Source organism: Streptomyces sp. NPDC097129, assembly GCF_055668065.1.
Window position 1 is genome coordinate 102169 of record NZ_JBVOQE010000008.1, and the last position, 13100, is coordinate 115268.

Annotated in this window: 10 protein-coding genes; 3 read left to right on the top strand and 7 right to left on the bottom strand. The window is 74.2% G+C overall.

Annotated features, from left to right (window positions below; all coding sequences use genetic code 11):
- Window positions 1-118: 118 nt before the first annotated feature.
- Window positions 119-511 (bottom strand): DUF5997 family protein, encoded by a 393-nt coding sequence (locus AC0B9F_RS23115; protein ID WP_472005517.1) that lies wholly within the window; start codon window positions 509-511, stop codon window positions 119-121.
- A gap of 59 nt (window positions 512-570) precedes the next feature.
- Here AC0B9F_RS23115 and AC0B9F_RS23120 point away from each other — a divergent pair, with 59 nt between their 5' ends.
- Entirely contained in the window at window positions 571-1383 is an 813-nt protein-coding gene (locus tag AC0B9F_RS23120) for a LysR substrate-binding domain-containing protein (RefSeq protein WP_472005519.1), read from the top strand.
- A 13-nt stretch (window positions 1384-1396) separates the two neighbouring features.
- Here AC0B9F_RS23120 and AC0B9F_RS23125 read toward each other — a convergent pair whose 3' ends face one another.
- Together AC0B9F_RS23125 and AC0B9F_RS23130 are read right to left on the bottom strand one after the other, a co-directional pair.
- Window positions 1397-4183 carry a beta-L-arabinofuranosidase domain-containing protein gene (locus AC0B9F_RS23125; protein WP_472005521.1) on the bottom strand — a complete coding sequence of 929 codons (2787 nt, stop codon included), beginning with the start codon at window positions 4181-4183 and terminating at the stop codon, window positions 1397-1399.
- 227 nt (window positions 4184-4410) lie between these two features.
- On the bottom strand, window positions 4411-4887 hold the full coding sequence (locus AC0B9F_RS23130; protein WP_472005523.1) for an Lrp/AsnC family transcriptional regulator: 477 nt from the start codon (window positions 4885-4887) through the stop codon (window positions 4411-4413).
- A 263-nt stretch (window positions 4888-5150) separates the two neighbouring features.
- Here AC0B9F_RS23130 and AC0B9F_RS23135 point away from each other — a divergent pair, with 263 nt between their 5' ends.
- Together AC0B9F_RS23135 and AC0B9F_RS23140 are read left to right on the top strand one after the other, a co-directional pair.
- Window positions 5151-6647, top strand: coding sequence for an FUSC family protein (locus AC0B9F_RS23135; protein ID WP_472005525.1), 1497 nt, complete (start codon window positions 5151-5153; stop codon window positions 6645-6647).
- Between the two features lie 266 nt (window positions 6648-6913).
- Window positions 6914-7942 (top strand): lactonase family protein, encoded by a 1029-nt coding sequence (locus AC0B9F_RS23140; protein WP_472005527.1) that lies wholly within the window; start codon window positions 6914-6916, stop codon window positions 7940-7942.
- 107 nt (window positions 7943-8049) lie between these two features.
- Here the strand turns inward: AC0B9F_RS23140 and AC0B9F_RS23145 are convergent, their stop codons facing one another.
- From AC0B9F_RS23145 to AC0B9F_RS23160, 4 genes are all read right to left on the bottom strand, one after another.
- The gene (locus AC0B9F_RS23145) at window positions 8050-8970 is read right to left on the bottom strand and encodes a sirohydrochlorin chelatase (RefSeq protein ID WP_472005529.1); all 921 of its coding nucleotides are present in this window, start codon (window positions 8968-8970) and stop codon (window positions 8050-8052) included.
- A 166-nt stretch (window positions 8971-9136) separates the two neighbouring features.
- Entirely contained in the window at window positions 9137-10132 is a 996-nt protein-coding gene (locus tag AC0B9F_RS23150; protein WP_472005531.1) for an N-acetylglucosamine kinase, read from the bottom strand.
- A 623-nt stretch (window positions 10133-10755) separates the two neighbouring features.
- Window positions 10756-11433 carry a uracil-DNA glycosylase gene (locus AC0B9F_RS23155; protein WP_472005533.1) on the bottom strand — a complete coding sequence of 226 codons (678 nt, stop codon included), beginning with the start codon at window positions 11431-11433 and terminating at the stop codon, window positions 10756-10758.
- Between the two features lie 163 nt (window positions 11434-11596).
- Window positions 11597-12682, bottom strand: coding sequence for a WD40/YVTN/BNR-like repeat-containing protein (locus AC0B9F_RS23160; RefSeq protein WP_472005535.1), 1086 nt, complete (start codon window positions 12680-12682; stop codon window positions 11597-11599).
- Window positions 12683-13100: the final 418 nt, after the last annotated feature.

Sequence of the window (13100 nt, forward strand, 5' to 3'; positions counted from 1 at the left end):
AAGGCCCCGTGACACCTTCCGGTGTCACGGGGCCGACGTCGAGGGTGTCACGCGTCGCGGCATGATCGCAGAGTTCCGCGAGCCGCCGCACCGGGTTGTGGGGCTGCCGCCCCGGGGCTCACTTCCCCTGCTGCGCCCGCTCCGCGTCGCGCTCCTTCAGCCGGGCCGCCTCCTTGCGCACCTCGGCCTGGGTGGCGCGCTCCTTCACCAGCCACTCGGGCATCTCCTGCCGGAGCTCCTCGATCTGCTCGGTGGTGAGGGCGCCGGTGATCCCCGCGCGCACGAGACCGGCGTTGGACACGCCGAGCCTCGCCGCGACCACGGGACGCGGGTGCGGGCCGTTGCGTCGCAGCTCGCGCAGCCACTCCGGCGGGTTGGCCTGGAGCTCGTCGAACTCGGCGCGTGAGACGACACCCTCCTGGAACTCCTGGGGGGTGGCGGGGAGGTACACACCCAGCTTCTTCGCCGCCGTGGCCGGCTTCATCGTCTGGGTGTTCTGCTGCGACTTCATGCAGTCCAGACTATCCGCCCGGGCGGAGAGCTCCGACCACAGCCGGTAGCCTTGCGGGCGTGACAGGCTCCGAAGACTCCCCATCGTTCCGGCTCGCCTACGTCCCGGGGGTGACGCCCGCGAAGTGGGCGCGGGTCTGGAACGAGCGCCTGCCCGACGTCCCCCTCGTCCTGTCGCAGGTCCCGGCCGCCGAAGCCTCGGATGTGCTGCGCGAGCAGGGCGCCGACATCGGCCTGCTGCGGCTGCCGGTGGACCGGACGTTCCTCAGCGCGATCCCCCTCTACACCGAGACGACGGTCGTCGTGGTCCCCAAGGACCACGTGGTGACCGCCGCCGACGAGGTCACCCTCGGTGATCTCGCCGACGAGGTCGTACTGCACCCCCTCGACGACGTCCTCGGCTGGGAGGAGGCGCCGCCCGGGGAGCCCGCCTTCCAGCGCCCGGAGACCACCGAGGACGCGATCGAGCTGGTGGCGGCCGGGATCGGGGTGCTGCTCGTGCCGCAGTCGCTGGCCCGGCTGCACCACCGCCGGGACCTCACCTACCGTCCGGTCACCGACGCGCCGCAGTCGAGCGTCGTCCTGTCCTGGCCGGAGGAGGCCACGACCGACCTGGTCGAGGAGTTCATCGGCATCGTGCGCGGCCGCACGGTCAACAGCACCCGGGGCCGCGGCCGCACCCAGCAGGCCGCGCAGCAGCCCTCTCAGCCGGCGGCCAAGGGCGAGCGACGGAAGGCCGCCGGGGGCGGTGACCGCAAAGCCACCGCCGGCGGCGCCAAGAGCGGGGGTGCGCGAAGCGGCGGCTCCCGCAGCGGCGGCGCCAGGACCGCCGGCCGGCGCGGCAGCGCAGGCAAGCCCCGCCGCCGCTCCTAGGAACACGCCCCGCTCAGCGTGCGTACGACGCCGACCGCGCCGTGCGCACCACCGCCTCGCCGTCGGCCCGCCCGAGCAGCCCGTCGGCGACCCAGGCGTCCACCACGGACCGCACCCGAGCCACCAGCGCGCCCTTCCCGGCGAAGGGCGCCCCGGCCCACACCTCGTCGAGCAGCGTGCCGCCGTCCGCCCGCGCGGGGTTGGCCACGCCCGAGTCGGTTCCGCCGAACACCACCCGGGGCTCGACCCGCCGGATGTAGACGTGCGTCGGGTCCTCGGTGCCCTCGTGGAAGGGCGCGAACTCCGTGTCGCCCAGCGTGAAGTGCAGCGGCTTCCCGGGCACGGGCGTGAACGTCGGCAGCAGGTCGCCGGACAGCGCCGCGTTGCCGTACAGCCCGAGCTCCAGGTAGGAGGTGGCCGGGTCGCGTCCGACGAGGTTGACCGGGCCGTAGAACAGCGCTTGCAGGGCCGGGTCGTCGAGGGCCCGCTCCACCCGCAGCCGGAACGGCATCGCCACCCGGACCACGTCCCCGTCCCGCCAGGTCCGCGCCACCGTGAAGTAGCTGCCCGGCATCGGAGTGCCGTTCACCGGGCGGCCGTTGACCGTCACCCGGAAGCCGGCCGTCGCCCACCCCGGCACCCGCAGCCGCAGCGCGAAGGCGGCGGTGCGGCCGCGCACGGTCAGCGTGCTGCCCTGCTCGACCGGGAAGCCGGTGACCTGCGTGACGGTCACGCCGCGCGCCGCCCAGGTCAGCGTGGACGGGCTGTAGAGGTTCACGTAGAGGGCGCTGTCGTCGTCCTGCGCGAAGTACACCGAGTCCTGGTACTTGGTGGCGCTCTCCATGCCCGTGCCCTCGCAGCAGGTGGTGCCCTGCTTCGGGGTGTAGTCGCGGACATGGCCGGGTGTCAGCCCGATGAAGTAGGTGACGAGCGGCTTCTCGGCGTCGGGCCGGTCCTGCTTGGAGCCGAGCACCTGGTTGTACAGGGCGCGCTCGTAGTAGTCCATATGGTCCGGGTCCTGCTCGTGCAGGAACAGCGCCCGGCTCAGTTTCAGCATGTTGTACGCGCAGCACGTCTCGGCGGTGGTGGCGGCGAGCGTGCCCGCGATGACGTCCCGGGCCCTGAAGAACTCGCCCGTGCTGGTGCCGCCGATCGCGTACATGCGGTGCGGTACGACCATGCGCCAGAAGGTGCGCGCGGCCTTCAGATAGCGCTCCTCACCCGTCGCCTCGTACAGCTTGAGATACCCGGTGAAGATCGGGATGTGCTGGTTGGCGTGCAGTCCGTCGAGGACGTCGGTGTCCGCCGCGCACGCGTCGATGAGCCGGTCCAGGTCGAACAGCCGGGCCAGCGCGAGGTGTTCGGGGCGGCCGGTGAGGGCGTGCAGATCGCAGACCGCCTCCACGACGCCGCCGAACTCGCCGCTGGAGAAGATCCCCCACATGCGCTGGAGCGTGGCGGCGGGCAGCTTCGACAGGCGGCTGTGCATCCAGTCGCCCATCCCGGCGGCGAGGTCGAGCGCGCGGGCGTCGCCGGTGGCGAGGTGCGCGTCGAGCAGCCCGCGCAGGATCTTGTGCGCGGTGTAGTAGGGCGCCCACACCCTCGTGTAGTCGCTGCGGGTCATCGACTCCAGCAGGATGAACTGGGTCTCGGGGTACGCCGCGAGGAACCCGGGGTGGCTGGGCCCGCCCCAGGTGCGGCGCAGGGTGGCGGTGAGTCCGCGCCCGGAGGCGTCGGCGAAGGTCCCGCCCGTCTGCTCGTCGAAGGCGTACGAGGCGAGGTCACCGGAGCCGCGGCGGTGCTGGAAGGCGGCGATCTCGTCCGCGCCGAGCGCCCGTGACCACACGTCGAGGCCGCCGAACGCACCGGCGAAGACGGGGTCGGCGGCGAAGGCGGAACGCCCGAGCCAGTGATGGGCGAGCGCGCCGAGGGCGGCGGGCGTGAGGGTCATGGCCGTGTTCCGGGCCACCGCGGTCCCGTCCACATAGAGCGTGCCCGTGCCGCCGCCGAGGGTGACCGCCACATGGCTCCACCGGTTCAGCGGGAGCGCCGCCGTGCCGGTGAGCCCCTGCTCGCCGCCCGGTCCGCTGGTGGTGATCGCGAACCGGGGCACCCCCTCGGCGGTGCGGGCGGCCAGGTACAGATAGCGGGTGGTGTCGTCGCCGCAGTCGAGGACGCGGGCCCAGGCGGCGTCGTGGGTGGGCTTCACCCAGGCGGCGAGGGTGAGTTCGCCGGCGCCGCCGAGGAGCCGCTGCGGCAGCTCGATGTACTGGCAGGACCCGCGGACGTTCTCCGCGGCGGGCCCGAACCGGCCCTCCACGCTCAGCACCGCGGGGTCGTGCCGCAGCGCCTCACGCACCTCGCTCAACGCGCCGATCATGGTGCGGATCCGGTCCGCGAACAGCGGCTCGCCCGTGCTCGCGCAGGCCTGCGCCAGCATGGTCAGGAAGTGCCCGGTGTAGTGCCCGCGCAGATTGCCGTTCGCCTCCCCGTCCAGGCCCTCCCACCCGCCGGGGGCGACCGCGCCGCGCGTGGACAGTCCGGCGTTGGCGCGGAAGACCTGCAGCAGCCGGTTCACGTCGTAGCCGCGGGCGTGTTGCAGCATCAACTCCCGTTTGCCGGCGAAGAGTCCGGGCCCGAGGGCGACCTCGTCGAGCGCGAAGGGGTGCAGCGCCCGGGCGCCGGGGGCGGCCAACGGCGCCGCGTCCGCCCCGCCGGTCGTCACCTCCGTCAGCCCGGACGCGGTCGCGGCGAGTACGGCGGTGCGCAGCAGGGTCCGTCGGGTGAGGGGCGGGGCCATGTGCTCCTCCGAGTGTGCGAGTGTTCGACATCACGAACGTCGTACGGAAGGTCGACCAGACGGTAGAGGTGGGGGAGGGAGGCGTCAACGGTACTGACGAGTTGCGCCGCCGCCTTTTCCGCAACTGCGAAGGCACACCTGCTGGTTCACCAGACGCCGACGGACACCCGACGCCGTACCAGGCGCCGACCTACGTCACCACTGTGCAGCTGGGTCGTCCGGCGTTCTCACTGCGCCGTCTGGCGCCCGATCGACTCCACCAGGGGCAGCAGGCGGTGCGGGACGCGTTCGCGCAGCGCCACCTCGGTGCGGGTGCGGACCACGCCGGGCAGACTGATCACCTTCTGGATCACGTCCTCCAGGTGCGCGTTGTCGCGCGCCACCACCCGGGTGAGCATGTCCCCGCCGCCGGTGATCGAGAACGCCTCGACGATCTCCGGTACGGCCGCCAGGGCGTCACCCACGTCGTCGAGATGCCCCTGCGTGACCTCGATGTGCACGAACGCCAGCACCGGGTGACCCAGCGCGGCGGGGGAGAGGGCCGGTCCAGTGCCGGTGATCACGCCGTCCCGTTCCAGCCGGTCCAGCCGGGCCTGGAGCGTGCCACGGGCCACACCGAGGATGCGGGCGTACTCGCGCACGCTGGTGCGGGGCTGCTCGAGCAGCAGCCGCAGGATGCGGGTGTCGAGCTCGTCCACGGTCATGGTCCCACCGGTCTTCCAGGTCGCGCATTGATCACCGCCGACTGTACCAATGGCTCAGCGGGGCGGCGGCCGAGCCGTCCGCGGGAGCTGGTCCGTTGGCCCGGAAACGGCCGAAAGGCCGCCGAGTTTCCTGAGCCATTGGCCCAGCTTGGATGAGGAGACTTGAGCCAGCGGCGGAATTGATGCTCTCATAGTGAGGTCGATGGCGCTGCGGACCTCCGCGGCGCCTTTTTCGTGCGAGTGTGCCAAGGGGGCGGTAGACAGTGCTGAAGAGGGTGTTCATGGCTCCGGACCCGGGGCGGACGCGGCTGCGCTTCGCGACCCGGGCCGTGCTCGGCGTCACGTTGGCCGTCGTCGTGTGCGGAGTGGCCGGACACTCCCTCCCCGGCGCCGTCACCGGCGGGCTCGCCGCTCTGCTCGCCCTGTTCACGGTCGCCGACCCCACCGTGCGCCGGCAGGCGGTCACCACCGCCCTGCTGCCGGTCGCCGGACTGCCGGTGCTCACGGCGGCCGCCGTACTGCACGACCTGCCCGTCCTGCGCGACGTCACGTTCCTCGCCGTGGTCGGCGCCGGCGTGTACGCGCGCCGGTGGGGGCCGCGCGGCCACAGCCTCGGCGTGTTCGCGTTCATGATGTTCTTCATCGCGCAGTTCCTGCACGCCGGGCCGGGACAGCTGCCCGAGCTGTACGCGTCGCTGCTGCTCTCCGTGGCGTCCGCGGCGGCGGTGCGCTTCGGGCTGTGGTGCTACGAGCGCCGTCTGCCCCCGGCCGCGGTGCCCGCCCCGCCGGGCGGCGGGGTACTGGCCCGGGTGAGCACCCGGCAGGCCGTCCAGGCGTTCGCCGGTTCCGGCTTCGCCCTGGTCGTCGGCCAGCTGGTCAGCGGACAACGCTGGTACTGGGCCGTCGGCGCCACCTGGTGGGTCTTCGTCAACACCACCTCGCGCGGCGAGACCCTGGTGCGCGGCTTCCGCCGCGTGCTGGGCACCGTCATCGGCATCGGACTCGGCCTGCTCGTCGCCGTCCCCGTGCACGGGGCGCCCGTCCTCACGGCCGTCCTCGTCGCCGCCTGCGTCTTCGGCATCTTCTACACGGCGGCCGTCTCCTACACCTGGATGATGCTCTGCGTGACGCTGCTCGCCGAGCTGCTCTACGGCCTCCTCGGCGTCCTCACCCCCGGGCTGCTGGCGCTGCGGCTGACGGAGACCGCCGTGGGGGCGCTCGGCGCCGTACTCGCGGTGCTGTTCGTGCTGCCGGTGACCACGCACGCCGTCACCGACGCCTGGATCCAGCGTGCCCTGCGCTGTGTCCACACCTGCACCGCCGAGGCCGCGGCGCGACTCGCCGGCACGCCCGACGCCGACCCGGCGCCGCGGGTGGCCGAGCTGGAGCAGCTGCTGGGCCGGGTCCGGCTGTCCGTCGCGCCGCTGGTGCACCCGCTGAACCCGATGCGCGGCCGCAAGCGGCGGGCCGGCGCCGTGCTCGCCCTGCTCGACGACTGCGCCCGCGAGATCCGCGGACTGGTCGCCGTGGCCGCCGACCCCGAGGCCTCCCACGACGCCCGGCTGGCCGCCGCGTGCTGGCGGGTGCAGGCCGCGGTGGAGGCGCTGACCGAGGGCGAGGCCCGCGAACTGGCCGTCTCCGCCCACCCCCCGGCCACCGGACCGGCCGCCCTCGCCCACCTCCACGGCCTGGAGCGCGCCCTCGCCGAACTGGCCACCCCGTTGCGGGCCCCGTCGGGCTCACCGCTGGTGGGCGCGTGAGCGCGGTCGCCCGGGCCGCGGGGCCGCTCCAGCGCTGAACCGAAGCCCGCCGCGGCCGACCCGGCAACCGGGCTCCGCAGCGGTGCCGCCCCGGCCCACGGCCACTCGCGGCGGCCCTGGGGCCGTCACATCGGATGCGTGCGGTGGTCTTCCCACTCCTGTACACCCCGCTGCTTTTCGTCCGCCGCACCTGAGCTGCCTTGGTCTAGACCGGCCGGTCGGCTGCTAGCGTCGCACCCGGCACTGGGTGACGAGAGGGGACAGCGGTGGCGGACAGCGCGCGGCGGGCGTTCATCGGGTCGTTCACGGCGGCCGTCGGCCCCGGCATCCTCACGGCGGCCGTCGCGGCCGACGGCGGCGCCCTCACGGTCCTGAGCAGCGTCGACGGCCTGCCCGACCCCTCCTACCTGGCCCTGTCGCCCGACGGCCGCACGCTCTACGCGGTCAGCGAGACCTCCGAGGGCGGGGTCGCCGCGTTCCGGGTGGACGGCGGCAAACCCGAGCAGGCCGGCCCCCGCGTCCCGGTCGGCGGCGGCCCCACGTTTCTCAGCCTGTACGACGGCCACGTCCTGACCGCCGACTACGGCTCCGGCAGCGTCACCGCCGTCCCCGTGCGCGCCGACGGCACCCTCGCGCCCCGCGCCTCCGGTGTGCTGCGGCACACCGGCTCCGGACCGCACAGCAAGCGCCAGCAGGGCCCGCACGCCCACCAGGTGCAGCCCGACCCGAGCGGCCGCTGGGCGGTCAGCGTCGACCTCGGCACGGACTCGGTGCGGATCTGCACCCTCGTGGACGGCAGCCCCTCACTGCACCGGGAGGTCGCGCTGCGGCCCGGCTCCGGCCCGCGCCACCTGGCATTCCACCCGTCCGGCGGATACGCCTACGTCGCCAACGAACTGACACCCACGGTCACCGTCTGCCGCTGGAACGCCGAGGGCGGCTCCCTCACCCCGCTGGCCGAGACGCCCGTGCTGCCGTTCGCCCCGGCCGGCGACGCCTACCCGTCCGGGATCGTCGCCTCGCCCGACGGCCGCTTCCTGTGGATCGCGACCCGTGGCGAGGACGTGCTGTCCGTCTTCGCGGTGGAGGCCGGCGGCGGGGCGCTGCGGCTCGCCGCCACGGTGCCCTGCGGCGGCCACTGGCCGCGCGCGCTCACCGAGGCCGACGGCGTCCTGTACGTCGCCAACGAGCGCTCCGGTGACGTGACCTGGTTCCCGGTGGATCCGGTCACCGGCCTGCCCCGGCGCGGCGGCTCGATCGCGGTCCCGGCGGCGTCCTGCGTGGTCCTCGCCTGACCGTCCGGAACCGCCGTCGGACACCGCACGCCGAAGGGCCCGCTCCCTTGTGGGGAACGGGCCCTTCGCTTCGATCCGGGTGTCTCCGGGTGGTGGCGCCGTACGCGTCAGAGGACCGGCGCGCCCTGGGGCTGCGGGGCGATGCCCAGCGCCGTCGTGTACTTGGCCAGGGCGAGCTTGCCGATCGCCGGATAGGCGCCGAGCGCCTCGGCCGCCGGGCAGCCCGCCTCCTTGGCCGCGTCCTCGACCAGCGACGCGTCGATCTCCGGGCCGATCAGGTACGGCGCGAGGGCCAGCTGCTGGGACCCGGAGGACCGCAGCTGCTCGGCGACGTTCGCGATCGAGTCCTCCTGGTCGAGCGCGGCCGCCATCACCGGCACGGCGAGGCGCGCGGCGAGCAGCATGCCCGTGATCCCGGCCGCCTGCACGGCCTCCTCGCCGCCCACGGCCGCGAGGATGATGCCGTCCGCGGCCGTCGCCACGGTGAACAGCCGGGCACGGTCGGCGCGGGCCAGACCGGCCTCCGACAGGCGCACGTGCAGCGCCTCGGCGAGCAGCGGGTGCGGGCCGAGCACGTCGGTCAGCTCGGCGGCGACCCGGCTGTCCATCAGGGCCTGCCGGATGCGGCGCAGCAGCGCGTTGTCCGGGCCGGCCAGCAGCGGCACGACGACCGCGACGGGGCCCTCGGGCTCCTTGACCTCGAGCCCCGCTGCGAGCGCCTGCTCGTAGCGGGCGGTGCGCTCCTCCGCGGCGTACACGAGCACCGACTGCAGCGTCGGGAACTCCGCGTCGTCGCCGTCCACGTACCCGATCCGCGCGTCCAGGCCGGGCAGCTCGGAGCGGGCGATGCTCACGACCTCCTCGGCGAGGCTGCGCGTGGCGGCGCCGGTCGTGCCCGGCACCGCGAGGACGAGCGCGGGCGCGCCCTCGGGAGCCGCCAGGGGCTCGGGTCGGCGGTGCCGCCCGGGCTGGCGGGGGCGCGGCATTCGTACAGGCAGGCCGGACGCGGGCCCAGTGGGGGAGCTCATGGCGCCGCATGTTACTGGCTTCCTGGGTTCCCCTGTTCGGGGAGGGTGCAGGTGAGCGGTATCCGTCCGGTTTTGTCTGATGAGTTACGTACGGTTTAGAAGCGATCGGTGTCTGTTCCGGGCGACTTGTCCGGTGTCAGTGCATTGTCGGGGGCGGATGGCCGGGTCATCTCCCCGCCGTGTCCACCACGTGCAGCATCGTGCCGTCGACGGGCAAGGGCAGGCACCGTGTGGCGAGGGCGGTGGCGATGCGGACCCCGCCGTGCAGGGGATCGCCCTCGGCGGGCACCCGGCGCGCGTGCGGCAGCCGTGCGGCCAGTTCCTCCTCCAGGGGGACGAGCAGCGGCTCGCCGGTCTTGAACAGGCCACCGGTGAGGGCGACGCACGGTTCCCCCGAAGGGGGGCACACAGCGGCCGCGGAGTCGGCGATGTGCCGGGCCGCCTCGCGCAGGACGGCGACGGCCACCGGCTCGCCGTCGGCTGCGCACGCCGCCACCTGCGGGGCGAACGAGGCGAGGACGGCCGGACGGTCGGGGCGCGGGTACAGCACGCCGGGCAACCCCGTGACGGGGCCGAACGTCTTCTCGGCGCAGGCCAGCAGCGCCGCCGACCCGCCGGGCCGGCCGTCGTGGGCGCGCAGTGCGGCTTCCAGGCCGGCCCGCCCGATCCACGCGCCCGAACCACAGTCGCCGAGCAGATGGCCCCAGCCGTCGGCCCGCCGCCAGCCCGTCAGGTCCGTGCCCACGGCGATCAGCCCGGTACCGGCCGCGATCACCGCGCCGGGGCGCTGGCCCAGTGCGCCGGTGTACGCCGTGACGGCGTCCGCGGCCAGCGCCAACCACCGCACTCCCAGCTCCCGCCGCAGCGCGCCGGGCAGTTCGGCGCGCAATGCGTCACCGAGGGTGGCGAGCCCCGCAGCGCCGACGGCCACCGCGACCGGCGCCGTCAGCCCGGTCTCGACGAGCAACGCCCGGGTCAGCGGCAGCACTTGCGCCAGCAGATGGCCGGCGTCGATCCCCCGGTCACCGGTGCGCACCGGCTCCCGCGAGGCCCGCTGCCCCAGCACCCCGCGCGCCACCGTACCGACGGCCACACGCAGCCCGGAGCCACCGGAGTCGACGGCGAGGACGACGGGATCGGGCCCCGCAACGCCGTCGTGCACCCCGGCACCGGGCGCGCCCTGCGGCACCGCCACGTCGGCGGCACGACGCGGACCGCTCCCGCCGAGGGGCTCCTCGACCCCGGCCGACTGCGGGGTGTGTTCCGTGGACCTGGCTGTTCGGGTCGGCTGTGGGGCGTGTTCCGTGGGCTTGGCGGTCCCGGCCGGCCGTGGGCCGTGTTCCGTGGGCCCGGCTGTTCCGGTTGGGTGTGCCGCGCGTTTCGCGGGCTTGGCGGTCCCGGTCGGGTGTGGGGCGTGTTCCGTGGGCCCGGCGGTCCCGGTCGGCTGCGGGCCGTGTCCCGTGGGCCCGGCTGTTCGGGTTGGCTGTGGGCCGTGTTCCGTGGGCCTGGCGGCCCCGGCCGACTGTGGGCCGTGTTCCGTGGGCCTGGCGGCCCCGGCCGACTGCGGGTCGTGTCCCGTGGGCCTGGCAGTTCCGGTCGGCTGCGGCGCGGCTGCGGTTCGGGTGGGCTGCGAGGCACGGCCCGTGGGGTCTGCGGCCCCGGCCGGCCGTGGGGCCCCCTCCGAGAACTCCTCCGGTCCCGCCGCGATCCCGGCGCGCTGCCGGTTCCCGCCGGGGCCCCCTGGCACCGCCGTGCCGGAGGCGCCGGGCGCCGCGTCGGCGGTGGTCATGGCAGGCGCCAGTCCACCGGCTGGCCGCCCTGGCGGATCAGCAGGTCGTTGGCCCGGCTGAACGGGCGGGAGCCGAAGAAGCCGCGGTCCGCGGACATGGGGGAGGGGTGCGCCGACTCCAGGCTCGGCAGGTCACCGAGCAGCGGACGCAGGTTGCGCGCGTCCCGGCCCCACAGGATGGACACCAGCGGTTTGCCCCGGGACGCCAGCGCCCGGATCGCCTGCTCGGTGACCTCCTCCCAGCCCTTGCCGCGGTGCGCGGCGGGCTTGCGCGGGGCCGTGGTCAGCGCCCTGTTCAGCAGCAGCACCCCCTGCTGTGTCCACGGCGTCAGATCGCCGTTGGACGGCGCCGGCAGACCCAGGTCGGCCTGCAGCTCGCGGTAGATGTTGATCAGGCTGCCGGGCAGCGGCCGCACGTCCGGCGCGACCGAGAACGACAGCCCCACCGCATGCCCCGGGGTCGGATAGGGGTCCTGCCCGACGATCAGGACGCGGACCTCGTCGAACGGCTGCTGGAAGGCCCGTAGGACGTTCGCCCCCGCCGGCAGGTAGGTGCGTCCCGCGGCGATCTCCGCGCGGAGGAAGTCACCCATCGCGGCGATGCGCCCCGCCACGGGTTCCAGGGCCTTCGCCCAGCCTGCTTCGACGATTTCATGCAACGGTCGTGGTGCCACGGGCGTCACCCTACTGCCGTACACGAGGTGACGATCAACCGGTGGCCAACTCCCGCTTGCCACATCGAGTTCACTGTGTTCCCCCCCCAGTCCCCTTGTTCCCCTTGTTCCCCTGTTCCCCTGCTCACCCGTTCCTCCGATCCCCCGTTCCCCCCCCGAGCGCTCATCCGATCACGGCCGCCCGCACGCACAGCACGTCCGGCAGATGCGACGCCAGCTGCTGCCAGCTGTCGCCGTCGTCGGCCGAGGCGAACACCTCGCCGTTGCGGTTGCCGAAGTAGACGCCCGCCGGGTCGGCGTCGTCGGTGAAAAGCGCGTCCCGCAGCACCGTGCCGTAGTGGTTCTCCTGCGGCAGCCCGGCCGTGAGCGGCTCCCAGCTCTTGCCCGCGTCGGCCGTCCGGTAGACCCGGCAGCGACGGTCGGCCGGCACCCGGTCGGAGTCGGCGGTGATCGGGAACACGTAGGCGGTGTCAGCGCGGTGCGGATGGGCGGCCACGGCGAAACCGAACGTCGACGGCAGCCCTTCACCGATGTCCGTCCAGTGGGCGCCCACGTCGTCGCTGCGGTACACACCCCAGTGGTTCTGCAGATACAGCCGGTCCGGGTTCCCCGCGTCCCGGGCGACCTTGTGCACGCACTGGCCGAACTCGGGGTTCGGGTCCGGCAGGAACACCGCGGAGACACCGGAGTTGGACGGGGCCCAGCTGGCGCCGCCGTCGGTGGTGCGGAAGACGCCGGCCGTCGACACGGCCACTGTCACCGCCCGCGGGTCACGCCGGTCGGTGAGCACCGTGTGCAGGCCCTCCCCGCCGCCGCCCGGCACCCACTTCGACCGGGTGGGGTGCTCCCACAGCGGGCGGACCAGTTCGAAGGTCTCCCCGCGGTCCTCCGAGCGGTACAGCGCGGCCGGTTCGGTGCCGGCGTACACCACGTCGTCCTCGGCCGTCGCCGGGTGCAGTTGCCACACGCGCTCCAGGGAAGCGCCCGTGTCCTTGGGGAACTTCACCGCCGGTGCGGCCGGCTCTGTCCAGGTGCGGCCCAGGTCGTCGGAGTGGAACACCGACGGCCCCCAGTGCGCGCTGTCGCCGCCGGCGAGCAGGCGCGGTGTGGAGCCGCGGGTGTCGATGGCGACCGAGTACACCGCCTGTGCGTTGAAGTAAGGGCTCTCGTCGAATTCCCAGCCGCCGTCCCGCCCGCGCCCGATGAACAGGCCCTTGCGGGTGCCCACGGCCAGTAGTACCTCGGTCATGCCGAACACCTCCGCGACGTCTTTGTCCCAGACATCGGCCAGTCTGCACCCCACCACTGACAGCGGCCTCTCCGGACGGCGTCGGTGCAGGTCAGGGCGGCGTTTGCGGCAGACGCAGGCCGGCCCCGGGTGGCCCGCGAGCGCGCCGAGGGGCGCCCCGTCCCCGCTCACCCGACCGCCCGGGCCACCCAGCCGCCCGGCCACCCGACCGCCCGGGCCATCCGACCGCCCGTGCCGCCCGACCGCCCCGGGCCGGACCGCCCGCGGCGGACAGCGCCGCGCCCGGTCCGGTGACGGTGTGAACCGACCCGCAGGGCCGCATGACCTGCGGGCTCGACGGCCCGACCGGTCAGTCATTCACGGAGATCAAGGAACTCCCGGCGCGCAGTAAAAGTTGGATCAAGGGGTCGAGTATCAA